The sequence below is a fragment of the Pectobacterium carotovorum genome (assembly GCF_900129615.1).
In the GTDB taxonomy this organism is placed as follows: Bacteria; Pseudomonadota; Gammaproteobacteria; order Enterobacterales; family Enterobacteriaceae; genus Pectobacterium; species Pectobacterium carotovorum.
In genome coordinates this window covers 185052-208226 of record NZ_FQWI01000007.1, presented here as the reverse complement: position 1 = coordinate 208226, position 23175 = coordinate 185052, and the positions used below count along the sequence as shown (strand labels likewise).

Genomic DNA, 23175 nt, shown 5'->3' with positions numbered 1-23175 from the left:
TTTATAAATCTATTTCCCAATCGTCATTATTCAATAAATACATTAATAAAAATAACGGCTTTGGCTGGGAATTATTTTAATTCCAGACTAGTCGCTATTTTTTCTTTCATAACCTGAGTGATGTGATTAACCACCTGGCTGCGGGGAATTTGCGGGGGATAAACCGCGCAATACGCCATTTTTATATCAGGATTGAAAGGCTTAACGATAACCGGCGAAGGGCTGTTCAGGGCGGTAATAAAATCCACCACGCCGATGCCGACGTTTCTTGAAGCCAGCACGCAGCAGTTAGCCATCGAGGTTTCGATGGGGTTATGCAGATAGATCTGCTCTTTTCTGGAGGAGATATCGAGCTGCGCCCGCAGCGGTGTGGTTCTTCCCGGCAGAATAGCGCGCGTCTTGGCCAGGTCGGCAAGCGTAATTTCATCCGCCGTGGCAAGAGGGTGATCCACCGCTAACACCGCGACAGCACTGGCGTCAGCCAGTGGTTCAGCTTCCAGCCCTTTGATGCCCGGCTGGCCAAAAATAAAGCCGACATCATACTGATTTTCAGAAATGGCGCTCGTAATATGGCTGCTGCTTTCGATGTCTAAAAACAGGGAAAGATCGGGATATTTCTTGAGTAAAGTAGGGAGAACCTGATCTGAACACAGAAACGAGAGCGCCTGAACGGCGGCGATGCGCAGCACGCTACCCTTGGCGTGGCGAATTTCATCCGCAATCATCCCGATGTGATCCAACCCCAGATAAAGACGCTCGACTTCGCGATACAGCTTCATCGCCTCTGCGCGTGGAATCAGGCCGCGCCCGTCCCTATCGAACAGCTTAAGATTCAGTGCGTCTTCAAAGTCTTTAATGAGCCGGCTGACCGCAGGCTGGGTGATGAACATCATGTTGGCGGCAGCGGTGATGCCTCCGGTGAGGATGACTTTATGAAAGGCTTCAACCTGGCGGGGATTGATACGCATGCTCGTCACCTTAAAACATAACATTTGGTTATCAATTTAACACAAAATGCAATTTTTCATTATCCAATCTAGCGCATAGACTCACAATCATAAGATTTAATACACTTCATCAGTACTCAATCATGGAATAGAGGATTAGTGAATGAAGAAATCGACTCTGGCGCTATTGTTTACCGTTTTATTTTCATCTTCACCTTTGGTTTATAGCGCGGACCTGAATATCGGTTTGGCTTCCTCCACCACATCAATGGATCCGCAGTTTTATGTGAGTGGGGCGAATAGCGCAATGGCGCGCAATATTTTTGACGGTTTGGTTGTACAGGATGAAAAACAGCAGATTGCACCTGCCCTGGCAACCAGTTGGAAAGTGATTGACGACAAGACGTGGGAGTTTGTATTGCGTCCTGGCGTTAAGTTTCACGACGGCAGTGATTTTACGGCTAAAGATGTGATTGCCAGCATTAAGCGTGTTGCGCTGGCATCGAAAAACAGCCCCAGCTCTTACGCACCTTACGTCAGCGACATTGCTGAAGTAATAGAAGTTAATCCACTAACGGTGCGGATTAAGACAAAAGAGGCTTCGCCACTGCTGCTGAATAATTTAAGTCGGATTTCGATTTTACCGGCCCGACTTGAAAACGTCCCGACGGAAACGTTGAATTCAGGAAAAGATGTGATTGGTACAGGGCCATTCAAATTTGTTTCCTGGGTGCCGGACGACCGGGTAGTCCTTAGTCGTAATGACGATTACTGGGGAGGAAAAGCAGAGTGGGACAACGTTACTGTCCGTGTATTTAAAAACAGTAGTGCACGTGTAGCAGCAGTATTATCCGGTGATGTGGACATGATTGAAAACGTTCCAACAGCCGACAGCAGTAATATTGAAAAAAATCAGCAGTTAAAAACGATTTCAACACCAGGGAATCGTGTTATTTACCTTCACATGGACCAGCAGCGAGAGGAATCACCGTTCGCCAAAGGTCCTGATGGTAAAAACCCATTACTAAAAAAAGAAGTACGCCAGGCGATGTCTTTAGCTATTAATCGTCAGGCAATCGTCGACCGTGTGATGGAGGGGCAGGCTGTTGTCGCCTCTCAGCTTGTACCGAAGGGGTACCCAGGCTATTCCGCTTCCATTCCTGCGCCGGTTTATAATCCGGAGAAAGCCAAACAGGAACTGGCGGCGGCGGGTTACCCCGACGGCTTCACGCTGACCTTCCACGCGTCGAACGATCGTTATCCTAATGATTCTAAAATTGCTCAGGCCATTGGCCAAATGTTCACACGTGCTGGTATCAAAACCGAGGTTGTTACGATGCCCGGCAGTGTGTACTTCTCACGTGCGTCCCGTCTCGAATTCAGTTTGATTATGGGCGGGGCCGCGATTGAAACCGGGGAAGCTTCTGGAGTATTGGGGCCATTGCTAGAAACCTTTGGCCCCAATGCAGGACAGGGGAATCGTGGTCGCTATTCCAATCCTGTCTTTGATAAAACGCTGAACGAAGCACGTGCCACACTGGATGAAACCAAACGTGATGCGCTGCTGGCTGAGGCGATGAACATAGGCATGAACGATCTGGGCGTCATTCCGGTGATGTTCCTGTCCAACACCTGGGCGATGAAAAAGCAGTATACCTACGTGGGCCGTTCCGATGCCTACACGCTGCCGTACTTCGTCCGTTCTGCGAAATAGTCACCTGTCATTTATGATTCAAATAAGGGGTGAGTATTCACCCCTTATCTATCCGTAACAAGGAGAGCGGAGTGAATACATTTAGCGGTGTTTTTCCCTATCTGGTGTCACCCGTCAGGCCCGATGGTCAGGTTGATAAGCCTGTTCTGGCGCAGCTCACTGAACATCTGATTCAATGTGGTGTACATGGCGTCGTGCCGTTAGGCAGCACGGGTGAATTTGCCTATCTCTCTGCGGCTCAGCGTCTGGATGTCGTCAAAACGGTGATCGAGACGACGGCGGGCCGCGTGCCAGTTATCGCTGGTGTTGCGTCGACAACCGTTCAGGATGCCGTTGAGCAAACGAAACGCTACGTCGAACTGGGTGCGGATGGCATTCTTGCGGTACTGGAAGCCTATTTCCCCCTGAAAGACGAGGGCGTCGAACAGTATTTCCGCGCCATTGCCGAAGCTGCACAGGGTAAACCGGTGGTGCTTTATACCAATCCCCAGTTCCAGCGTTCCGATTTGAGTTTGCCCGTCATCGAACGTCTGAGCCATGTGAATAATATCCGCTATATCAAAGACGCCTCGACCAATACCGGGCGCTTGCTTTCCATCATCGAACGTACCCGTGGCCGAATGGATGTCTTCTCCGCGTCCGCCCATATTCCCGCCTGCGTCATGCTGATTGGCGGCGTGGGGTGGATGGCAGGCCCGGCGTGTATCGTTCCCAAACAGAGTATTGCTTTGTATGAAGCCGCCCGCGCGGGTGACTGGAACAGAGCAATGGAGCTTCAGCGTCCGCTGTGGCGCATCAATGAAATCTTTGCCCGTTATTCCATTGCCAGCTGTATTAAAGCGGCGCTGCAATTGCAGGGATTTGCGGTAGGCGATCCGTTGCCGCCTCAGCAACCGTTGGATGAAAAGGCGCGTAAGGAGATCGCTGACGTTTTGGCGTCTGTCGATTCTCTATAACGTCAATTTACTTATTATTTTTCACGCTGTAGAGGTGTGGGTCTTTCTACACCTTGATGTTCGGTAGTACCTATTAAAAAGAGAAAAGGAATCATCGAAGGATGAGCGCTTTACCTATTATTATTGATTGTGATCCGGGGATAGATGACGCAATTGCGTTATTAAGTGCATTTGTGGCACCAGAGTTGGATATTCGCGGTATCTGCACAGTGTGCGGTAACCAGTCGCTGGACAAGACGGTGCGTAATGCGCTGCAAATTGTTGAACTGGGTCAGCGCACGGATATCCCCGTTTTTGCCGGTTGTCATCGGCCGCTGTTGCGCGACCCTATTCATGGCCAGTTTCACGGCGAAAGCGGACTGGGCCAGACGGTGCTGCCTGCGCCGCAAAAACAGGCCGACGCGCAGCATGCGGTGAGTTTTATTATTGCGCAGTGTAAGCAGGCGATCGCTGACGGCACGCCGATCACGCTTTGTACGTTAGGGCCGTTAACCAACGTGGCAACGGCGCTGCGTATGGCGCCTGAGATTGCTGATGGTATCGCGCGCATTGTGATGATGGGCGGCGCGTACCGCGAAGCGGGCAACCGCAGCCTGACGTCTGAATTCAATATGATTGCCGATCCGCAGGCCGCCAAGGTGGTGTTTGATTCGTCGATTGCCATCGTCGCACTACCGCTGGATGTCACGCATCAGGTGATTTTAACGCCGGAATTGGTGGAGCGTTTCATTGCGCTATCCGGGCGCATTTCCGTACCGTTGGGTGAAATGATGGCGTTTTGGGATCGCAATGACATCCGTCGCTATGGCTCACGCGGCGGCCCGCTACACGATCCGCTGGTTATCGCCTGGGTGCTGGCGCCGCACTGCTTCACGACCGAAAAAGCCAGCGTTTACATTGAGCAGGAAAGCGAGCTATGCATGGGGCAGACCGTTGCCGACTGGTACGGGAAAACCGATCGTCAACCGAATGTCGATGTGGTGACGGGAGTAGATGCCAAACAGGTTGTCGAACTGTTTGCTGACCTATTGAGCCGCTACAGAGAGAATGTCTGACATGGTTCGAGAGCGCATTATTATTGATACCGATCCCGGCGTTGACGATGCGATAGCCATCTGGCTGGCATTGGCTTCACCTGAACTGGACGTACTTGGGATTACCGTTGTGGCAGGCAATGTACCGCTTGCCGCCACGCTGCCGAATGCGTGCAACGTGGTGGGTGTGACGGGCAGAACCGATGTGCCGATTTTTGCTGGTGCTTCGCGCCCACTCATCCGCGATCAGGTTTTCGGTAAATACGCCCATATCGGCAAGTTCTCCTCTGAGTGGGTGCCAGAAAGCACGCTGTCGCCGGAAGAGGAACATGCCGTCGATTTTCTGGTGCGGATGACGCGTCAGGCGGCGGCCGACAATAACCCGATCACCATTTGTGCACTTGGCCCGCTGACGAATCTGGCATTGGCGCTATGCTTCCATCCTGATGTCGCTCGCGGCATCAAACAGATTGTGTCCATGAGCTGTGCCTTTACCGCGATGGGGAATCGCGTGCCGTGGGCGGATTTTAACGTGTATGCCGATCCACATGCGGCGGAAATCGTTTTTTCTTCCGGCGTTCCCATTGTCATCATGCCGCTGGATGTGACCTTTCAGGCGCTGATTCAGACGGAACAAGTTGATGATATCGCCCGCAGTGGCGGTGCGCCGGGTAAGGCGATGGCCGCGCTGCTGCGTATGTTTGACCGTAGCGAGGTGGAGCGCTTTGGCCGTGAAGGTGGACCGATTCATGATGCGACCGTCATTGCGTGGCTGTTGAAACCTGAGCTGTTCAAGTCAAAACGTGCTCACCTAGGGGTAGAAGTTTCCGGTAAGACGGCGGGTTACGCGTTCGCCGATTTTTATCACAAACTGAGCGAGCCGGAGAATGCGCTGATCATGCGGGAAATCAACGAACAAGGATTCCTCGAACTGATTGCCGATCGCCTGCGTTGCTATGGCTCTGAAGCAATCAATGATGTTAAAACAATCAATGGATCTGAGGAGCGCTGATGGTCGCCTACCTGCTGAGCCGAATCGGACAAACGCTGCTGACGCTGGCTGTTATGTCGGTGCTGGTGTTTGTGGGTGTCTATCTGGTCGGTAACCCGGTCGATATGCTGTTGAGTGCGACGGCCACGCCAGCGGAACGGCTGGCGGTGATTCAGTCCTTTGGTCTGGATAAGCCCGTCTGGGAACAGTACGGGCTGTTTGTCTGGAACGCCTTGCAGGGCGACATGGGCAACTCGTTTATCTTTAACCAACCCGCGCTGACGCTCATTTTTCAGCGCATGCCAGCCACGCTCGAACTGGCGATGGTGGCGTTCGTGATGGCGCTGGTTGTCGGTATTCCGCTGGGGATTTACGCTGGCCTGAAGCCAGACAGCGCGGTGTCCAAATCCATCATGACCTTTTCCATCCTCGGCTTTAGCCTGCCCACGTTCTGGATTGGGCTGGTGATGATCATGCTGTTCAGCGTGAAGCTCGGCTGGCTGCCGTCCTCTGGCCGGGGCGATACCCACGAGCTCTTCGGTATTCCATTCAGTTTTCTGACCCGCGATGGTCTCGAACACCTGCTTTTACCCGCGTTTAACCTCGCGCTGTTTAAAATCTCGCTGGTTATCCGTCTGATGCGTGCGGGCGTGATGGAGTGTCTGCAACAGGATTATGTGCAGTTTGCCCGGGCAAAAGGGCTGTCGGAAACCCGCATCGTGCTGGTTCATGTGCTGCGCAACACGCTGATTCCACTGATTACCGTGCTGGGGCTGGAACTGGGGTCGCTGATCGCATTCGCCGTGGTCACGGAAACCATTTATGCCTGGCCGGGCATGGGCAAGCTGATTATCGACTCGATTGCCGTGCTCGACCGCCCGGTTATCCTGGCTTATCTGATGATTACCGTCGTGATGTTTAGCGTGATTAACCTGCTGGTCGATTTGCTGTATGTGCTGGTCGATCCGCGTGTGCGGCTGGGAGGAGACAAGGGATGACGGGGAATACGATACACCAGCCCGCTGCGGTGCAAAAAACCACACATCCGGTGATGCGCGTCATCGTGGCGCTGATTAACGATAGGCTGGCGCTATGCGGACTGATCATGCTGGCGATTTTTGTGCTGCTGGCACTGCTTGCTCCGCTTCTTTCGCCGCAGAATCCCTACGATTTGATGCAGCTCGACATCATGGATGGCCGGCTCGCACCGGGTGCGCAGAGCATGGCGGGCATGACGTATTGGCTGGGGACGGACGATCAGGGGCGCGACCTGTTCAGCGCGATTCTGTACGGCACCCGCATCAGCCTGATAGTGGGCTTCTCCAGTGCGGTACTCGCGCTGCTGATTGGTGCCTCGCTGGGGCTGATTAGTGCCTACGTCGGTGGAAAAACGGATGCCACGATTATGCGCATCGTCGATATCCAGCTTAGTTTCCCCCCTATCCTGATTGCGTTGATCCTGCTGGCGGTGCTGGGGCAAGGGGTCGATAAGATCATCATGGCGCTGGTGGTGACCCAGTGGGCTTACTACGCGCGCACGATTCGCGGTTCAGCGCTAGTGGAACGTCGCCGCAGCTACGTGGATGCGGCGCGCAGCATGGCGTTGTCCAACCGCCGTATCCTGTTTCGCCATATTTTACCGAACTGTCTGGCACCCCTGATCGTGGTGGCAACGATGCGCATCGCCTACGCCATCATGCTGGAAGCCACGCTTTCGTTTTTGGGGATCGGGCTGCCAGTGACGGAACCGTCACTGGGGCTGCTGATCTCAAACGGTTTTGAATACCTGATGTCGGGCGACTACTGGATCAGCTTCTTCCCAGGGTTAACGCTGTTGCTGCTGATTGTGGCGATCAATCTGGTCGGGGATGCGCTGCGCGACATCCTCAACCCGCGGAATTAATCTGTGGGAACGCCCATAGGAATAAGGGGTAACGAACGCATGACAGCGCCGATTATGTCCGTTTCGCATCTGACCACCGCCTTTCAGGTGAACGGCGAGTGGATGAACGTGGTGCGGGATTTGTCCTTCACGATTGGCGAGAAAGAGACGGTCGCCGTGGTAGGGGAATCTGGTTCAGGGAAAAGCGTGATGGCGAAATCCATCATGCGCTTACTGCCACCTGGCCAAAGCCGGGTTGAAGGTCAGATTCATTTCGGCGACACCGAACTGCTGTCGCTCCCCAATAAAGCGATGCAGGATGTGCGCGGCAACCGCATTGGCATGATTTTTCAGGAGCCGATGACCAGCCTGAATCCGGTTTTGCCGATTGGCTACCAGATTACGGAAGTGCTGCGTCGCCATCGCGGCATGGGGAAAGCTGAAGCGCGTGCCGAAGCGGTGCGCCTGCTGGAAAAAGTCCGCATTCCGGCGGCGAAATCACGGCTGAACGAATACCCGCAGAGCTTCTCCGGTGGGATGCGCCAGCGCGTGGTGATCGCGATTGCGCTGGCCTGCCACCCGAAACTGCTGATTGCCGACGAACCGACGACGGCGCTGGACGTCACGATTCAGGCGCAAATTCTGACGCTGATAAAAACCCTTCAGGAAGAAGAAGGGATGTCGGTGCTGTTTATCACCCACGACATGGGCGTGGTGGCGGAAGTGTCCGACCGCACGCTGGTGATGTATCAGGGCGAAATGGTGGAAAACGCCGTCACGCGGGAAATCTTCCACCATCCGCAGCAGCCCTATACCCGCATGCTGCTGTCTGCCGTGCCTAAGCTCGGATCGATGTCCGGCAGCGCGTGGCCGCAGCGCTTCCCGCTGGTCGACCTCAAGACGGGCGAGCGCCAGCCAGTGCCGGAGGCGGTGAATACCGTGTCGGGTGAGGAACCGGTGCTGACGGTAAAAAATCTGGTTACTCGATTTGATATCCGATCAGGATTTTTCCGTCGGCTGTCGGGGCGCGTTCACGCGGTGGAGAATGTCTCGTTCGATCTCTGGCCGGGAGAAACACTCGCACTGGTCGGGGAGTCGGGCTGCGGTAAATCCACTACCGGTCGGTCGATTATTCGCCTCAACGACGCCGTCAGCGGCGATATTCAACTGCTGGGAAAAAATATCCTGACGGCGGATAAGCGTGAGCTGACGGATTCGCGGCGGCAGATTCAGATGGTGTTTCAGGATCCGTATGAAAGCCTTAACCCGCGCATGCGGATAGGGGAAGCTATCGCTGAACCGATGCTGCTGCACGGTCTGGCGACCCGACAGGATGTTAATGCAAGAGTGAGCGCGCTGCTGGAACAGGTGGGGTTATCTGGCGATATGGCCTCACGTTTCCCGCATCAGTTCTCCGGCGGGCAGCGGCAGCGCGTCTGTATTGCCCGCGCACTGGCGCTGGAGCCGAAAGTGATTATTGCCGATGAATCGGTGTCGGCGCTGGATGTGTCCGTCAAGGCGCAGGTGATCAACCTGATGCTGGATCTCCAGCAGAAGCTGGGGCTGTCATTCCTGTTTATCTCTCACGATATGGCGGTGGTCGAGCGTATCAGCCACCGCGTTGCGGTGATGTATCTCGGTGAAATCGTGGAAATCGGCCCACGTTCGGCGATCTTCGATAATCCGCAGCATGATTACACCCGACGTCTGATTTCTGCGGTACCCGTGCCGGATCCGGACACCCGTCCGGTGCGTAATATCACCAATGATGAATTGCGCAGCCCGGTACGCGCTCCCGATTTCCACCCTCCCGCACGTCGCTATAAGCAAGTCGGGGAAGGGCATTTCGTGTTGGAATAGGCGGTGTAACGCGGAATGTAAAAACGGACTTTCCTCTTGATTGAGGAAAGTCCGTTTAATTTTTTGATTTTCTTTTTGTGCGCATTATTTGTAAATAATGGCAGTGCCGCGCAGTTGGTTATCACCGGTAGCAGAGGTGATGGTGAAGGCGTTGGCACCCGCTTTTTCTGCTTTCTGAGCCAGCTGCGCTTGCAGTGAATCCAGGCTGTGTGCCGTTGCGGTGACTACACCCACTTTTTCCAGACTATGAGCCTGTTGTGAAGACACCTGATCGGCAGCGAAAGCACCGAAAGACAGAGTAGAAAGTACGACAGCAGCGGCGAAGAATTTTACGTTTTTCATGTGATGTATCCTGTTCAATGTTGTTTGGAGTGAAAGGTCATTTCCTTTCGATGAAGAGGATATTACGCCGATGCGGAGAGAAGGGAAAACGGAGTGTTTTGAGAATATTTGTCAATATTTTTGATGTTAAATCTGGCGATAAGATACACCATCTCGATCGCCAGAATGACGGTTATATCGCTGCCTGCTGAGGTAACGGCGGTGCGGTGGGAGCCAGCACGCGCTCCAGTACGCGGGCTTCCAGTTCCGCCAGCTTTGCCGAGCCGCGACGCCGTGGTCGGGGTAAATCGACCGTGATGTCCAGCCCCACGCGGCCTTCTTCAATCAGAATAACCCGGTCGGCCAGCGCAATGGCTTCGGACACATCGTGCGTCACCAGCAATACGGTGAACCCGTGTTGGAGCCACAGATTTTCGATCAGACTTTGCATCTCGATGCGGGTTAAGGCATCCAGCGCCCCCAGCGGTTCATCCAGCAGCAGCAAACGCGGATGATGAATAAGCGCACGTGCCAGCGCGACGCGCTGCTTCTGACCACCGGACAGCGCCGCCGGCCAGTCATTAGCGCGATCCGCCAGCCCGACGGAGACCAGCGCCTCCTGCGCTTTTTCACGCCAGTTGCCGCGCAGCCCTAGTCCGACATTATCGATCACCTTTTTCCACGGCAGCAGCCGCGCTTCCTGAAACATCAGTCGCGTGTCGTCTTTCGCGCTGCTGAGCGGTGCGGTACCGGTCAGCAGTTCGCCGCTGCTGGCCGCTTCCAGCCCGGCGAGCAGGCGCAGAAGGGTGCTTTTGCCGCAGCCGCTGCGCCCGACGATGGCAACAAACTGCCCGGACGGAATGCGTAGTTGTACGTCATTCAGCACGGTGCGGTGGCCGTAGTGCTTGGTGATGGCATCGAGCGCCAGCGGCGTCCCCTTGGTGAGCGGTGACGGTGAATGAGATTGCGTTGCAGAATCGGTAACAGCGGTCATGATGCGTCCCCCGATGAGGTTTGATAAGCCGGATTCCAGCGCAGCCAAATGCGCTCCAGCCCCTGAGCGCTGATATCGGCCAGTTTGCCGAGCAGGGCGTAAAGGATGATGGCGACTACCACCACGTCCGTTTGCAGGAACTCGCGGGCGTTCATGGCGAGATAGCCGATGCCGGAGTTGGCAGAAATGGTTTCCGCGACGATCAACGTCAGCCACATAAAGCCCAGCGCAAAGCGGATACCGACCATGATGGACGGTAGCGCACCGGGCAGCACCACCTGAGAGAACAGGCTAATACCGGAAAGGCCATAACTACGCGCCATTTCCAGCAGGCCGCGATCGATGTTTTTAATGCCGTGATAGGTGTTGAGATAAACCGGGAACAGCGTACCCAGCGCGACCAGAAAAATTTTGGCCGCCTCATCAATGCCGAACCACAGAATCACCAGCGGAATGAGGGCGAGATGGGGAACGTTGCGGACCATCTGCACCGAACTGTCCAGCAGACGCTCGCCCCAGCGTGACAGCCCGGTGATAAAACCGAGCACCAATCCGATGCTGCCACCGATAGCAAACCCGATCAGGGCGCGCCAGCCGCTGATAGCCAGATGCTGCCACAGCTCGCCGCTAGCGATGAGCGACCAGCCTGCGGTAATCACCGAACTTGGCGCAGGTAGAATCCGGTTAGATAGCCAGCCAAATTCGACGGAGATCTGCCACGCGACCAGCAGCGTCACGGGGAGCAGGAAAGGTGCAAAGCGCTGTGCCAGTGAAGAGAGCGTTCTTGCCATGATCGGTTCCTCAGCTTTGCGAGACTTTGCGCGGCACATAGCGGTTAGCAATCAGCTCTCCCGCAGTGTTCACCGTATGCAGCTGTGTGGGCTGCTGCGCCAGATCGAGGTGTGGGAACAGCAGTTCGCCCACGCGATACGCTTCTTCCAGATGCGGATAGCCGGACAGAATAAAGGTATCAATCCCGAGATCGGCGTATTCCTGAATGCGTTCGGCCACCGTTGGGCCATCGCCAACCAGCGCCGTACCCGCGCCGCCGCGTACCAGACCGATGCCTGCCCACAGGTTTGGGCTGATCTCCAGCTTGTCCTTTTTGCCGCCGTGCAGGGCGGCCATGCGCTGTTGCCCGACAGAATCGAAGCGCGCCAGTGCCGCCTGTGCATCGGCGATGGTTTTTTCGTCCAGATGGGAAATCAGCCGATCGGCAGCCTGCCAGGCTTCCTCGGTGGTTTCCCGCACGATGACGTGCAGGCGAATACCGAAGCGAACCTCACGCCCCTGCGCCGCCGCTTTGGCGCGGACTTCCGCCAGCTTTTCTTTAACCTGCTCAGGCGGTTCGCCCCACGTCAGGTAGAGATCGACCTGTTCTGCCGCCAGATTCTGTGCGGCCTCGGAAGAGCCGCCAAAATAGAGCGGTGGACGCGGCTGCTGCACGGGCGGGTAAAGCAGCTTGGCGTCTTTGACCTGAATGTGTTTGCCGGCGAAATTGACGGTTTCGCCTTCCAGCAATCTGCGCCAGATGTGGGTGAATTCCGCTGACGCTTCGTAGCGTTCTTCATGGCTGAGGAACAGCCCTTCAGCAGCCAGTTCTTCCGGATCACCGCCAGTCACCAGATTGAACAGCGCTCGGCCGTTAGACAGCCTGTCCAGCGTGGCGGCCTGACGCGCGGCGATGGTGGGGGAAATCACGCCGGGGCGCAGGGCGACGAGAAACTTCAGCCGCTGCGTTACCGGAATGAGCGATGCCGCAACGAGCCAGGAATCTTCGCATGAGCGCCCCGTCGGCAGCAGCACGCCGCCAAATCCTTGTCGCTCAGCGGCCTGTGCCACCTGTTGCAAATAGCTGTAGTCAACATGACGTGCGCCCTCGGTGCTACCAAGATAGCGACCGTCTCCGTGGGTGGGCAGAAACCAGAATACGTTAAGACTCATGGTGTGAACTCCTTGAACAGTCTTGTTTGGGGTAAGCAAAATGTGTGCGATAGGCGAATTAGTTCGCCTGAGGACGCCAGACGCGCTCTGCGATATTGACCTTCACTGGCACCAGCCGATTTTCATAAAACAGGTCGGCGGTGGATTGCTGTGCCTTGATCGTGGCGGCATCCAGCGGTTCGACGGTGGTCGGTGGGCGATGATCGAGCGCCGTTTCAATCACTTTTTCCGGCAGCCCTACCGCGTTTGCCAGCAGCGTGACGCTTTGTGCCCGGTCACTGATCGTTAAGGCATCCGCCTTGGTCAACACGTCCAACACCTGACGAATAAAGGTGCCGTGCGCCTCGGCGTAAGGACGGCCAGCCAGATAGAAGGAGCCGGTTTTCTCCAGCCCGCTGCTGTCGATCAGCACGCGTACGCCGCCTTCCAGCAGCGCGGCAGAATAGTAGGGATCCCAGATTGCCCATGCATCGACGTTGCCTTGCTGGAAGGCCGCACGGGCGTCAGCAGGGGTCAGGTAGGTCGGTTTGATATCGGTGAATTTCAGCCCCTCGCGTTGCAGCGCCCGCAGCAGCGTGTTGTGCGCGCTGGAGCCTTTCTGGAAGGCGACTTTGCGACCTTTCAGGTCGGAAACGGTTTTCACCGGGCTGTCTTCCCGCACCAGAATCACTTCTGCCTGAGGTTTAGGCGGTTCCACACCGACATACAGCAGGTCAGCGCCGGCGGCCTGCGCAAAAATAGGGGGAATGTCACCGGTGCCGCCTAGATCGATGCTGCCAACATTGAGCGCTTCCAGCATTTGCGGCCCAGCGGGGAATTCAACCCAGCTGATTTTGGTGTTGGGGAACTGCTTTTCCAACAGCTGGTGCGATTTTGCCAGCACCAGACTGACCGAACCTTTCTGATAACCGACGCGTAGCTGCGTCGGTACGCTGTCCTGCGCATGAGCACTGGACATGAGCAGCACGGCACCGGCGGCCAGAATGGCGGGGAGCTGGCGCAGCCGCGCCGTCACGTTGTTCCATAATGACGCGCTTTCTCCACGTCCTTCCGTGACCGATTGTTTCATCATCAATGACATGCTTATGGCCTCTCCCTTATAACGAAAAATTAAAATACAGCGAGAAAATGCAACATCAGGTGATAAACATAGCAGGGGGAAGGTGGGCTTTTTAAATCTCAATTTGTCGTTTTTATAGCCAAAAGTAGAAAATGCCTGAAATCAGTACACTTAGCGTAATAAGCGCTGCAATAGTGGGTTTTACCCGTCATTCACGTCTGAAATACGTTTTACATGACCTGCCTCACATTGTTTCCCGCAATGTCTATCATTTCGTGAACCCATTCTCATATATTGTTTTTTTTCATGGAAAACGGTTTCCGTTGTGTTTCCATAGGCGTGTTTCCAATGCATGTATGTCCAATGACCGTGTTTATTCACGATGCTTTTATTGATGACGTTTTTTATTCATAACGCTTTTTATTCATAACGTAATGCGACGGGGTATTGAAAATGAAAAGGATCATGCTTTGTTGTTCCGCTGGGATGTCCACCAGCCTTTTAATGCGAAAGATGAAGGAGGCGGCCAGCGCACGTGGTCTGGACGTTGAGATTGCCGCCTACGCCGCCCATGAGTTTGACGAGCAGGTCGGGAAGTATGACGTTGTGCTGCTGGGGCCACAGGTGAAATATATGCTGGCGTCATTCAAGGAGAAAGCCGAGGGAAAAGGCGTGCCCGTGGCAGCGATAGACATGATGGATTACGGTATGCAGCGCGGTGACAACGTGCTGGATTTTGCCTTTTCACTGATCGAAAAATCAGGACAACCGCTATGAGTGGCCTCTATCAGTCGATGGTGAATATCATCGAGCAAAAAATTACCCCGTTGGCAGGTGTGGTAGGGCAACAGCGCCACATCATCGCGATTCGTGATGGTTTTATCGCCGCGCTGCCTTTCATGATCATCGGCTCGTTTATGCTGGTGTTTATCTTCCCGCCGTTTGCACCGGATACCACGCTGGGATTTGCCCGCGCGTGGCTCGATTTCTCCGTTGCCTACCGTGAACAGCTGATGCTGCCGTACTACCTCAGTATGGGGGTCATGACCTTCTTTATCTCGGTGGGGATCGGGGCCAGCCTTGGCAAGCATTACAAGCTGGATCCGATCATGACCGGCCTGCTGGCGCTGATGGCATTCTTGCTGGTGGCCGCGCCTTATCACGAGAAGCAAATTTCCACCCAGTACTTCTCCGGGGAAGGGATTTTTACTGCGATTCTGACCGCGATTTATGCGGGTGAGGTGTATGCCTGGCTGAAGAAACGCAATATCACGATTCGCCTGCCGAAAGAGGTGCCGACTGGCGTGGCGCGTTCGTTTGAAATCCTCATTCCGGTGCTGGTCATCGTCGCGACGCTGCATCCGTTTAACCTGTTCATCCAGTCTGCGACCGGCATGATTATCCCGGAAGCCATCATGCACCTGCTGGCGCCGCTGATTTCGGCGTCGGATTCGCTGCCCGCGATTCTGATTTCGGTATTCATCTGCCAGATTTTGTGGTTTGCCGGGATTCACGGCGCACTGATCGTCACCGGGATTATGAACCCGTTCTGGATGACCAATCTGGCGCTGAATCAGGCTGCGCTTTCGGCCGGTGCGCCGCTGCCGCATATTTATTTGCAGGGATTCTGGGATCACTACCTGCTGATCGGCGGGGTCGGTTCCACGCTACCGCTGGCCTTTTTGCTGCTGCGTAGCCGCGCGGTTCATCTGCGTACGATTGGTCGTATGGGCGTGGTGCCGAGCTTTTTCAACATCAACGAGCCGATTCTGTTTGGTGCGCCGATCATCATGAACCCGCTGCTGTTCCTGCCGTTTATTTTTGTACCGATGGTCAATGCTGTCATTGCCTATACGGCGACGAAGCTCGGTTGGATCGCGCAGGTAGTTTCCCTGACGCCGTGGACGACGCCTGCGCCGATTGGTGCATCATGGGCGGCGAACTGGGCGTTCAGCCCGGTGATCATGTGTCTGCTCTGCATGGTGATGTCGGCCGCGATGTATTACCCGTTCCTGAAAGTCTATGAGCGCACGTTGCTCAAACAGGAGCAGGAGAAACAACAGCAGGCCGCAGGCGAAGCCAGCGCCAGCGTATAAACACGAGTGAAGCAGAGAGGAACGTATGCACGATCATCTTCAGAACGATTTTCGCTTTCCCACGAATTTTTGGTGGGGTAGCGCCAGTTCGGCACCACAAACGGAAGGCGAAAGCCTCAACTATGGTAAAAGCGCCACCGTGTGGGACGAATGGTTTGCCACGCAGCCCGGCCGTTTTCATCAGCAGGTTGGGCCGGCAGATACTTCCACGTTTTATCAGCACTGGCGTGAAGATATCGCGCTGCTGAAGACGCTGAATCACAACACGTTCCGAACGTCGATCTCCTGGGCGCGGCTGATTCCTGATGGCGTCGGTGAACCGAATCCGCAGGCGGTTGCGTTTTATAATCAGATCATTGATGAAATGCTGGCGCAGGGCATCACGCCGTTTATCAATCTGTTCCATTTTGATATGCCGATGGTGATGCAGCGGCTGGGCGGCTGGGAAAATCGGGCGGTGGTCGTGGCCTATGCGGGCTATGCGGCGACCTGCTTCCGCCTGTTTGGCGACAGGGTAAAACACTGGTTTACGTTCAATGAGCCGGTGGTGCCGGTGGAAGGCGGGTATCTGTATGATTTCCACTACCCGAACGTGGTGGACTTCAAGCGTGCTGCAACGGTGGCGTACCACACGATGCTGGCACATGCGCTGGCGGTGAGGGCGTATCGCGAGCAGTCTCAGGGTGGGGAAATCGGCATCATCCTCAACCTAACGCCTTCCTACCCGCGCTCCCAACATCCGGCCGATGTGAAAGCCGCCAACATCGCCGATCTGATGTTTAACCGCAGCTTCCTCGATCCCGCGCTGAGGGGCGAATACCCGCAGGAACTGGTCGATCTATTGCACCGATATGGCCAACTGCCGAGCTGCCAACCTGACGATCGCGCGCTGCTGGCCGATGGGATTGTCGATCTGCTGGGGATTAACTACTACCAGCCGCGCCGAATCCAATGCCGCGACAGTCTGGTCAATCCTGATAGTCCGTTTATGCCCGAGTGGTTCTTTTCCAGCTATGACATGCCGGGACGAAAAATGAATCCCTATCGCGGTTGGGAAATTTACGAACCGGGCATTTATGACATCTTGACCAACCTGCGGGTGAACTACGGCAATCCGCGCTGCTTTATTTCGGAAAACGGCATGGGCGTCGAGAACGAACAGCGTTTCGACGCCAACGGTCAGATTCAGGATGATTACCGCATCGATTTTGTCCGCGAACACCTGAAGTATGTACACAAAGGCATCGCGGAAGGCAGCAACTGTCTCGGCTACCATATGTGGACGTTTATCGATAACTGGTCGTGGTCGAATGCTTACAAGAATCGCTATGGTTTTGTTCAGTTGGATTTGGCAACGCAAAAGCGCACGGTGAAGAAAAGTGGAAAATGGTTCGCGGCGACAGCGGCCGAGAATGGCTTTCAAGGTTCAACGTCGTAAGGCTTTATCCACGTCGGTGTGGCACTCTGCCACACCGTATTAACCGCTCGCCCGTCTTTCCCATCGTTCTTTTTACGTATAAAACCCACGCTTCTCTACCTGAGCCATAGGCGTAAAAAAACCGGCTTGCCCTGATGAGGAGGCAAGCCGGAAAGAGGGTAATACGCGATGTCTTGCAGGTGTTTCTATAATGGCATAGCGGGATAAAAATTCAGGGTAAACAACGATTAGTTGTAGATTACCGCAGAGCCACGCAGCTGATCGTTACCGGTCGCAGACGTGATGGTATAAGCTTTAGCGCCCGCTTTTTCTGCTTTCGCTGCGAGCTGAGCTTGCAGTGAGCTCAGGTCCTGAGCAGTTGCGGTAACGACGCCCGCTTTTTCCAGGTTCTGAGCCTGTGAAGCAGATACGTATTCAGCAGCAGAAGCACCGAAAGTCATGGTAGCGAGAACAACAGCAGCGGCGATGGTTTTTACGTTTTTCATGATGTCTTATCCTTTTCTGTTTGATAGGTGAAAGGGGGCTGCCCTTTCGATATGAAGAATGTTACGCCGATGCTAATGAATTAAAAAACGGATGTTATTGAGAGAGTCTTTCTATTTTTTTGAATGAAAATATCGGTTGTTGTTTGTTTTTTTTAAATAAAAAACAATAAGTTATACATAAAACTGAAATTTATTTACAAACTATTGACTGATATTGAATAAGTGGGGTGATGTCTTGTCTGCTGAAGTTCAACTAACGTTTAATGCTGTTGGTCATCAACTTACCAACATTAATTGCTGGTCATGTGATGGAGAGTGGCTAGTTTATGACGTCCGACCTTATGGATCTTCATTCACAGGGCTGACCATTGAGCGAGTACACCTGAAAAGCCGCAAAACCGAGGTAATTTATCGGGCAACGGCGGGTGCGCATGTGGGCGTGGTGACCTGTAGCCCGCAGGAACCGCTGCGCTATGTTTTTATCCACGGGCCGGAAAATCCGGATAGCGAGTGGCAGTATGATTTTCACCATCGCCGTGGAACGATAGTGGCGGATCGTCAGCGTGATGAAGCCGTCACGCTTGATGCCTTCTCCATTACGCCGCCTTATCAGGCTGGTGCGCTGCGCGGTGGTACGCATGTCCATGTCTACAGCCCGGATGCCAGCCGCCTGAGCTTTACCTATAACGATCATGTGCTGCATGAGCGCGATCCTGCCTTGAACTTGCGCAACGTGGGCGTGGCCGTGCCGTTACAGGACGTTATGGTTGAGAAAAATCATCCGCGTGAATATGACGGCAGCCACTATTGTGTGCTGGTCAGTAGAACGACGCCGCAACCGCAGCCCGACAGCGATGAGATCAATCGCGCCTATGAAGAAGGCTGGGTAGGAACGGCGGGCTATATCCGACAGGATGGTTCTCGGCAGCGCTGGGCGCTGGCGTTTATTGGCGATACGCGGACGGCGGACGGGACAACGGTGCCTGAGATTTTTATCGTCGACTTGCCGGAGGCGCTTGAAGAGTATGCCAAAGCGGGCGATGCGCCACTGGCGGGGACGGCAACGTCAATGCCTGCGCCGCCAGCAGGCGTGCAGCAGCGGCGTTTAACGTTTACGCACTCGCGTCGTTATCCTGGTCTGGTGAATCAGCCGCGCCACTGGCTACGTACCTCGCCCGACGGCAGTGAGATTGCTTTCCTGATGCGGGATGAGGCAGGTGTGGTGCAGCTGTGGATGATTTCTCCGAACTGCGGTGAACCGAGACAAGTAACGCGCACGGAACACGGCGTACAGTCGGCCTTTAACTGGCACCCGAGCGGGCGTTCTCTGGCGTTTGTGTGTGACAACAGCATCATGCTGTGTGATGCAAAAAGCGGGGAGCTTACTCGACTGACAGCGCGGACGGACAGCGCACCGAGTGCGGATGCTGTGGTCTTTTCCCCTGATGGGAAACAGATTGCGTATATGCGGGAGATTGACGGTTTTAATCAGCTTTTCGTCGTGGCAACGGCGTAACCGGTACGCGCGCGTTCATGGCGAGTGCGGTGCTATCAAAGCTGATTATGCGGTGAGGTGGCGAGCTGTGAACTGGCGGTCTGGTTTTGCTCTTCACTGTGTGAAATGCGCTCACGCGTCGACAGTTTGTTCTTATCGCTGCCTGTGCGGTAGTAATCGTAGGGCAGCAGCAGCGTGTCGGCAACCGCCGAGAACGGCAGGTCGATAACGACCAGCGGCATCATCGCCCAACTGGTATCGTCGTCACGCAGCATATCCACACTGGCGCGCGTGCCGGAATAGTATCCCTGATCGCTTCCGGTATGCGTCATCACGCTGGAGCAACCGCTGGTTGCCACCGCACTGCTACCAGTAATGATGAAAGAGAACAACGCACTTTTCAGTAAGGTCATATTCCTGTCCATTAAGAACCGCTGCCAGAGCGGGTCAAAGCCTAATACTGGTCACTTAAGTCCGTTTTTAGGGGAAACACAGGGGGAGGTTCCCGCAGGGACGCCTCACTCCTGTGGTCGCCCCGTGTATCTCAGTGCTTAAACGATCAGTATGAGGTCAAAGCCTGTCTATCTTGAGTGTATGTGATAACGCCCACGGTGTGAGTGAATATTGCATGAAACCCAGCGATTTTTCCTTTTTGCCTCTTGAAAGTCTGAGGGGGGTCACCATATTGATAATAAGCCGGAAGAAAACGATACGCCGTCAGGGTATCTGTCCCGGCTGTGAACCTGTCCTTATAAGGAAGGTAAAAATAAATCCTCGCTGCATGTTTAGGAGGCTGTTTTATGCGTAACCCCGATTTTTCCCCACTGTACCGTTCTGCTATTGGTTTCGATCGCCTGTTCAATCTATTAGAAACCGGCCAGACCCAGAGTAACGGCGGCTATCCTCCCTACAACGTCGAACTGGTTGACGAGAACCAATACCGCATTGCGATTGCCGTAGCTGGCTTCGCCGAGCAGGAACTGGACATCACCGCGCACGACAACTTATTGATTGTAAAAGGTGCCCACGCCGGTGAGCAGGTTGCCCGCAACTACCTGTATCAGGGGATTGCCGAGCGCAACTTCGAGCGTAAATTCCAACTGGCCGAACATATTCAGGTAAAAGGCGCCAATCTGGAAAACGGGCTGCTGTATATCGATCTCGAACGTATCGTGCCGGAAGCGATGAAGCCGCGTCGGATTGAAATCAAGTAAACCAACATCACGTTATTTGCACGAATCGCGCTTTACCTGAAACGGTAGCGCTGTGAATGAACGCTTCGTCTGCCGAATGGGGACGACGCCAGCTATGGCATCGTGGCTGGCATAAGGTACGCCCACAGGGGCATCACTTATCTCGCTTCTTAGAAGGAGTCATATTATGCGTAACTACGACTTATCACCTTTACTGCGTCAGTGGATCGGTTTTGACAAATTAGCCAGCTCAATGCAGGGCAGCCAGGAACCGATTGATTTTCCTCCGTATAATATCGAGAAGAAAGACGACAACCACTACCGCATCACGCTCGCGCTGGCGGGGTTCCGGCAGGCCGATCTGGATATTGAAGTGGAAGGCCCGCGCCTGACGGTGAAAGGTAGTCCGGCACCGTCCGAAAAAGCCGTGGAATATCTGCATCAGGGGCTGGTGTTTAAACCTTTCACGCTGAGCTTTACGCTGGCCGAACACCTGCATGTGTCCGATGCCCATTTTGAAAATGGCCTGCTGCATATCGATCTGGTGCGTGACGTGCCGGAAGCCTTGCAGCCTCAGCGTATCGCCATCGGCGGTGGTCGTCCGGCCTTGAACCAGCAGACTGCTGACGACGCGTCATAACGCGACATCCGCATTGTTTGTTTGATGATTTCCCGCGCTCGTATCATTACGGGCGCGGTTTTGTGTTGCCCGCCACGTTTCCCACCCCGGCATTCTGCCAGAATCAAAAATAGCAGCAGTGGTACTTCCCAATAAAAACGTCCGCAAAGGATATGGGCATGAGTGATATCGCACTTACTGTGAGTATGCTGGCGCTGGTGGCGGTTCTGGGGTTATGGATCGGCAACTGGCGGATTTACGGCGTTGGTTTAGGGATTGGCGGGGTCCTGTTCGGTGGGATCATCGTCGGGCATGTTGCCCATCAGTACCAGATTCAACTGAATGATGACATGTTGCACGTCATCCAGGAGTTCGGGCTGATCCTGTTTGTCTATACCATTGGTATTCAGGTCGGACCGGGTTTCTTTTCCTCTCTGCGGGTATCTGGCCTGCGCCTCAATGCGTTTGCTCTGCTGACGGTGTTCCTCGGCTGCGTGGTGACCGTTCTGCTGCACAAACTGCTCAATATTCCTTTGCCCATTATCCTCGGTATTTTCTCCGGTGCGGTGACCAACACGCCTTCGCTCGGCGCGGGTCAACAGATTCTGACCGATCTTGGGTCGAGTTCGGCATTGGTGAACCAGATGGGAACAGGCTACGCGATGGCGTACCCGCTGGGGATCTGCGGCATTTTACTGGTGATGTGGCTGATGCGCGTTCTGTTTCGCGTGGCGGTGGAGAACGAGGCAAAGCAGTTTGAAGTCAGCAACGGTTTGAATCATGAGCAACTGCACACGATGAATGTGTCGGTGACGAATACCAATCTGCAAGGGCTGGCGATTCAGGATGTGCCGATTCTGAACCGCGACACCATCGTCTGCTCCCGCCTGAAACGCGGTGATGAACTGATGGTGCCGTCGCCGCAGACGCTAATCCAACTGGGCGATTACCTGCATCTGGTTGGTGCGAAAAACGATCTGGAGCAGGCGCGTCTGGTCATTGGTAATGAAGTTGAGACATCGCTCTCGACGCGCGGAACGGATTTGCACGTTGAACGCGTAGTGGTGACGAATGAGAAGGTGCTGGGACGCAAGATTCGCGAACTGAATCTGAAGCAAAACTATGATGTGGTGATCTCGCGCCTGAATCGTGCGGGCGTCGAGCTGGTCGCCAGCAATCAGGCCAGTCTGCAATTTGGCGACATTCTGAATCTGGTCGGACGAAAAGCGGCGATTGATGCCGTCGCGGATATTGTGGGAAACGCGCAGCAAAAACTCCAGCAGGTACAAATGTTGCCCGTCTTTATCGGCATTGGGTTAGGTGTCCTCCTGGGGTCAGTACCGCTGATGATTCCCGGCTTTCCTGTCGCGCTGCGGCTCGGGCTGGCGGGGGGGCCGCTGGTGGTGGCGCTGGTGCTGGGGCGCATTGGCGGGATCGGTAAACTTCACTGGTTTATGCCGCCTAGCGCGAATCTGGCGCTGCGTGAGCTCGGCATTGTACTGTTCTTATCGGTCGTAGGGCTGAAATCCGGCGGCGACTTCGTCGAGACGTTATTGAACGGCGATGGGGTGTGGTGGATTGGCTATGGCGCGCTGATTACCATTGTGCCGCTGCTGCTTGTCGGCATACTGGCGCGGACGCTGGGTAAGATGAACTACCTGACGCTGTGCGGCATGCTGGCCGGTTCAATGACCGATCCACCTGCGCTGGCGTTTGCCAATGGGCTACACCCGACCAGCGGTGCGGCGGCGCTGTCTTATGCGACGGTTTATCCGTTGGCGATGTTTTTGCGAATTATGTCGCCGCAGTTACTGGCCGTACTGTTCTTGACCCTCTAAATGTTATCAGCTGGATAAAAAATACTATTTTCTCGCCGAATAATGGCGATTTATTTCTTTATTTTTGAATAGAGGAATACCTGAGTGAAAAAATAAGGAATGGATAACTGACTGTCTGGAAAAGAATTATATTACCGCTATTAGATATAAGTTTTTTTTATCATTGATTTGTCGTTAACTTCGTTAATTTTATGTTCTTTAAATGTCAATTATTATTGAATTTTAAGGGTTTTTTATCGGGAAATTAAAACCGTGATGGTTTCTTAAATAAATTAATGAACCCCTTTAGTAACTAAAGTTACGCTATT

The 23175-nt window shown here is 54.3% G+C and carries 22 protein-coding genes; 14 read left to right on the top strand and 8 right to left on the bottom strand.

What is annotated here, in order from left to right; all coding sequences use genetic code 11:
• Nucleotides 1-71: 71 nt before the first annotated feature.
• Entirely contained in the window at nt 72-968 is an 897-nt protein-coding gene (locus BUB06_RS15320) for a LysR family transcriptional regulator (RefSeq protein WP_039475267.1), read from the bottom strand.
• A gap of 142 nt (nt 969-1110) precedes the next feature.
• Between BUB06_RS15320 and BUB06_RS15315 the strand changes: the two genes are divergently transcribed.
• The 7 genes from BUB06_RS15315 to BUB06_RS15285 all read left to right on the top strand — a co-directional run bounded on the left by BUB06_RS15315 (nt 1111) and on the right by BUB06_RS15285 (nt 9384).
• Nucleotides 1111-2661 carry an ABC transporter substrate-binding protein gene (locus BUB06_RS15315; RefSeq protein ID WP_010296909.1) on the top strand — a complete coding sequence of 517 codons (1551 nt, stop codon included), beginning with the start codon at nt 1111-1113 and terminating at the stop codon, nt 2659-2661.
• A 71-nt stretch (nt 2662-2732) separates the two neighbouring features.
• Nucleotides 2733-3617, top strand: coding sequence for a dihydrodipicolinate synthase family protein (locus BUB06_RS15310; protein WP_039475269.1), 885 nt, complete (start codon nt 2733-2735; stop codon nt 3615-3617).
• 101 nt (nt 3618-3718) lie between these two features.
• Nucleotides 3719-4672, top strand: coding sequence for a nucleoside hydrolase (locus BUB06_RS15305; protein WP_039475272.1), 954 nt, complete (start codon nt 3719-3721; stop codon nt 4670-4672).
• A 1-nt stretch (nt 4673) separates the two neighbouring features.
• Nucleotides 4674-5663, top strand: a complete 990-nt coding sequence (locus tag BUB06_RS15300) for a nucleoside hydrolase (protein ID WP_039475275.1) — start codon at nt 4674-4676, stop codon at nt 5661-5663.
• Nucleotides 5663-6640, top strand: a complete 978-nt coding sequence (locus BUB06_RS15295) for an ABC transporter permease (protein ID WP_010296900.1) — start codon at nt 5663-5665, stop codon at nt 6638-6640. The genes BUB06_RS15300 and BUB06_RS15295 overlap by 1 nt, the downstream gene beginning before the upstream one ends.
• A complete protein-coding gene (locus tag BUB06_RS15290; protein ID WP_010296898.1) occupies nt 6637-7545 on the top strand; it encodes an ABC transporter permease in 909 nt (302 codons plus the stop codon). Before BUB06_RS15295 ends, BUB06_RS15290 begins: the two co-directional genes overlap by 4 nt.
• A gap of 39 nt (nt 7546-7584) precedes the next feature.
• Complete coding sequence (locus BUB06_RS15285) at nt 7585-9384, top strand: ABC transporter ATP-binding protein (protein ID WP_039475277.1); 1800 nt, start codon at nt 7585-7587, stop codon at nt 9382-9384.
• Nucleotides 9385-9468: 84 nt separating this feature from the next.
• Here BUB06_RS15285 and bhsA (BUB06_RS15280) read toward each other — a convergent pair whose 3' ends face one another.
• The 5 genes from bhsA (BUB06_RS15280) to BUB06_RS15260 all read right to left on the bottom strand — a co-directional run bounded on the left by bhsA (BUB06_RS15280) (nt 9469) and on the right by BUB06_RS15260 (nt 13724).
• Complete coding sequence (gene bhsA / locus BUB06_RS15280; protein ID WP_010296892.1) at nt 9469-9726, bottom strand: multiple stress resistance protein BhsA; 258 nt, start codon at nt 9724-9726, stop codon at nt 9469-9471.
• 172 nt (nt 9727-9898) lie between these two features.
• Complete coding sequence (gene ssuB / locus BUB06_RS15275; RefSeq protein ID WP_039475279.1) at nt 9899-10699, bottom strand: aliphatic sulfonates ABC transporter ATP-binding protein; 801 nt, start codon at nt 10697-10699, stop codon at nt 9899-9901.
• Nucleotides 10696-11490: an aliphatic sulfonate ABC transporter permease SsuC gene (ssuC, locus tag BUB06_RS15270; RefSeq protein WP_039475282.1), complete on the bottom strand. Its 795-nt coding sequence runs from the start codon at nt 11488-11490 to the stop codon at nt 10696-10698. The genes ssuB and ssuC overlap by 4 nt, the downstream gene beginning before the upstream one ends.
• A 10-nt stretch (nt 11491-11500) precedes the next feature.
• Nucleotides 11501-12643 (bottom strand): FMNH2-dependent alkanesulfonate monooxygenase, encoded by a 1143-nt coding sequence (gene ssuD / locus BUB06_RS15265; RefSeq protein ID WP_039475284.1) that lies wholly within the window; start codon nt 12641-12643, stop codon nt 11501-11503.
• A 58-nt stretch (nt 12644-12701) separates the two neighbouring features.
• Nucleotides 12702-13724 carry a sulfonate ABC transporter substrate-binding protein gene (locus BUB06_RS15260; RefSeq protein ID WP_039475287.1) on the bottom strand — a complete coding sequence of 341 codons (1023 nt, stop codon included), beginning with the start codon at nt 13722-13724 and terminating at the stop codon, nt 12702-12704.
• A 432-nt stretch (nt 13725-14156) separates the two neighbouring features.
• Between BUB06_RS15260 and BUB06_RS15255 the strand changes: the two genes are divergently transcribed.
• Genes BUB06_RS15255 through BUB06_RS15245 form a run of 3 tightly spaced genes read left to right on the top strand, consistent with a single transcriptional unit; the run spans nt 14157 to nt 17237 of the window.
• Nucleotides 14157-14480: a PTS sugar transporter subunit IIB gene (locus BUB06_RS15255; protein ID WP_029367717.1), complete on the top strand. Its 324-nt coding sequence runs from the start codon at nt 14157-14159 to the stop codon at nt 14478-14480.
• Complete coding sequence (locus BUB06_RS15250; RefSeq protein ID WP_039363586.1) at nt 14477-15799, top strand: PTS sugar transporter subunit IIC; 1323 nt, start codon at nt 14477-14479, stop codon at nt 15797-15799. Before BUB06_RS15255 ends, BUB06_RS15250 begins: the two co-directional genes overlap by 4 nt.
• 25 nt (nt 15800-15824) lie before the next feature.
• Nucleotides 15825-17237 (top strand): glycoside hydrolase family 1 protein, encoded by a 1413-nt coding sequence (locus BUB06_RS15245; protein WP_039475290.1) that lies wholly within the window; start codon nt 15825-15827, stop codon nt 17235-17237.
• A gap of 227 nt (nt 17238-17464) precedes the next feature.
• On the opposite strand, the gene bhsA (BUB06_RS15240) is transcribed toward BUB06_RS15245, so the two are convergent.
• Nucleotides 17465-17722, bottom strand: coding sequence for a multiple stress resistance protein BhsA (bhsA, locus tag BUB06_RS15240; protein ID WP_010296876.1), 258 nt, complete (start codon nt 17720-17722; stop codon nt 17465-17467).
• A 235-nt stretch (nt 17723-17957) separates the two neighbouring features.
• Here bhsA (BUB06_RS15240) and BUB06_RS15235 point away from each other — a divergent pair, with 235 nt between their 5' ends.
• The gene (locus tag BUB06_RS15235) at nt 17958-19238 is read left to right on the top strand and encodes a YidR family protein (RefSeq protein WP_175552169.1); all 1281 of its coding nucleotides are present in this window, start codon (nt 17958-17960) and stop codon (nt 19236-19238) included.
• A 35-nt stretch (nt 19239-19273) separates the two neighbouring features.
• Here BUB06_RS15235 and BUB06_RS15230 read toward each other — a convergent pair whose 3' ends face one another.
• Nucleotides 19274-19630 carry a YceK/YidQ family lipoprotein gene (locus BUB06_RS15230; protein ID WP_039475293.1) on the bottom strand — a complete coding sequence of 119 codons (357 nt, stop codon included), beginning with the start codon at nt 19628-19630 and terminating at the stop codon, nt 19274-19276.
• A 387-nt stretch (nt 19631-20017) separates the two neighbouring features.
• Here BUB06_RS15230 and ibpA point away from each other — a divergent pair, with 387 nt between their 5' ends.
• From ibpA to BUB06_RS15215, 3 genes are all read left to right on the top strand, one after another.
• A complete protein-coding gene (gene ibpA / locus BUB06_RS15225; RefSeq protein WP_005976748.1) occupies nt 20018-20431 on the top strand; it encodes a small heat shock chaperone IbpA in 414 nt (137 codons plus the stop codon).
• A 166-nt stretch (nt 20432-20597) separates the two neighbouring features.
• Complete coding sequence (gene ibpB, locus BUB06_RS15220; RefSeq protein ID WP_010296869.1) at nt 20598-21050, top strand: small heat shock chaperone IbpB; 453 nt, start codon at nt 20598-20600, stop codon at nt 21048-21050.
• A 158-nt stretch (nt 21051-21208) separates the two neighbouring features.
• Nucleotides 21209-22867, top strand: coding sequence for a putative transporter (locus BUB06_RS15215; protein ID WP_039475295.1), 1659 nt, complete (start codon nt 21209-21211; stop codon nt 22865-22867).
• The last annotated feature ends 308 nt before the right edge of the window (nt 22868-23175 follow it).

What these genes read in the sequence shown, in the direction of transcription:
- BUB06_RS15215 (WP_039475295.1), top strand. Translation starts at nt 21,209, where the DNA reads ATGAGTGATATCGCACTTACTGTGAGTATGCTGGCGCTGGTGGCGGTT.
- bhsA (WP_010296876.1), bottom strand. Translation starts at nt 17,722, where the DNA reads ATGAAAAACGTAAAAACCATCGCCGCTGCTGTTGTTCTCGCTACCATG.
- BUB06_RS15255 (WP_029367717.1), top strand. Translation starts at nt 14,157, where the DNA reads ATGAAAAGGATCATGCTTTGTTGTTCCGCTGGGATGTCCACCAGCCTT.
- BUB06_RS15285 (WP_039475277.1), top strand. Translation starts at nt 7,585, where the DNA reads ATGACAGCGCCGATTATGTCCGTTTCGCATCTGACCACCGCCTTTCAG.
- BUB06_RS15260 (WP_039475287.1), bottom strand. Translation starts at nt 13,724, where the DNA reads ATGTCATTGATGATGAAACAATCGGTCACGGAAGGACGTGGAGAAAGC.
- BUB06_RS15245 (WP_039475290.1), top strand. Translation starts at nt 15,825, where the DNA reads ATGCACGATCATCTTCAGAACGATTTTCGCTTTCCCACGAATTTTTGG.
- BUB06_RS15315 (WP_010296909.1), top strand. Translation starts at nt 1,111, where the DNA reads ATGAAGAAATCGACTCTGGCGCTATTGTTTACCGTTTTATTTTCATCT.
- BUB06_RS15320 (WP_039475267.1), bottom strand. Translation starts at nt 968, where the DNA reads ATGCGTATCAATCCCCGCCAGGTTGAAGCCTTTCATAAAGTCATCCTC.
- ssuD (WP_039475284.1), bottom strand. Translation starts at nt 12,643, where the DNA reads ATGAGTCTTAACGTATTCTGGTTTCTGCCCACCCACGGAGACGGTCGC.
- BUB06_RS15250 (WP_039363586.1), top strand. Translation starts at nt 14,477, where the DNA reads ATGAGTGGCCTCTATCAGTCGATGGTGAATATCATCGAGCAAAAAATT.
- ibpA (WP_005976748.1), top strand. Translation starts at nt 20,018, where the DNA reads ATGCGTAACCCCGATTTTTCCCCACTGTACCGTTCTGCTATTGGTTTC.
- ibpB (WP_010296869.1), top strand. Translation starts at nt 20,598, where the DNA reads ATGCGTAACTACGACTTATCACCTTTACTGCGTCAGTGGATCGGTTTT.
- ssuB (WP_039475279.1), bottom strand. Translation starts at nt 10,699, where the DNA reads ATGACCGCTGTTACCGATTCTGCAACGCAATCTCATTCACCGTCACCG.
- BUB06_RS15295 (WP_010296900.1), top strand. Translation starts at nt 5,663, where the DNA reads ATGGTCGCCTACCTGCTGAGCCGAATCGGACAAACGCTGCTGACGCTG.
- BUB06_RS15230 (WP_039475293.1), bottom strand. Translation starts at nt 19,630, where the DNA reads ATGACCTTACTGAAAAGTGCGTTGTTCTCTTTCATCATTACTGGTAGC.
- bhsA (WP_010296892.1), bottom strand. Translation starts at nt 9,726, where the DNA reads ATGAAAAACGTAAAATTCTTCGCCGCTGCTGTCGTACTTTCTACTCTG.
- ssuC (WP_039475282.1), bottom strand. Translation starts at nt 11,490, where the DNA reads ATGGCAAGAACGCTCTCTTCACTGGCACAGCGCTTTGCACCTTTCCTG.
- BUB06_RS15290 (WP_010296898.1), top strand. Translation starts at nt 6,637, where the DNA reads ATGACGGGGAATACGATACACCAGCCCGCTGCGGTGCAAAAAACCACA.
- BUB06_RS15305 (WP_039475272.1), top strand. Translation starts at nt 3,719, where the DNA reads ATGAGCGCTTTACCTATTATTATTGATTGTGATCCGGGGATAGATGAC.
- BUB06_RS15300 (WP_039475275.1), top strand. Translation starts at nt 4,674, where the DNA reads ATGGTTCGAGAGCGCATTATTATTGATACCGATCCCGGCGTTGACGAT.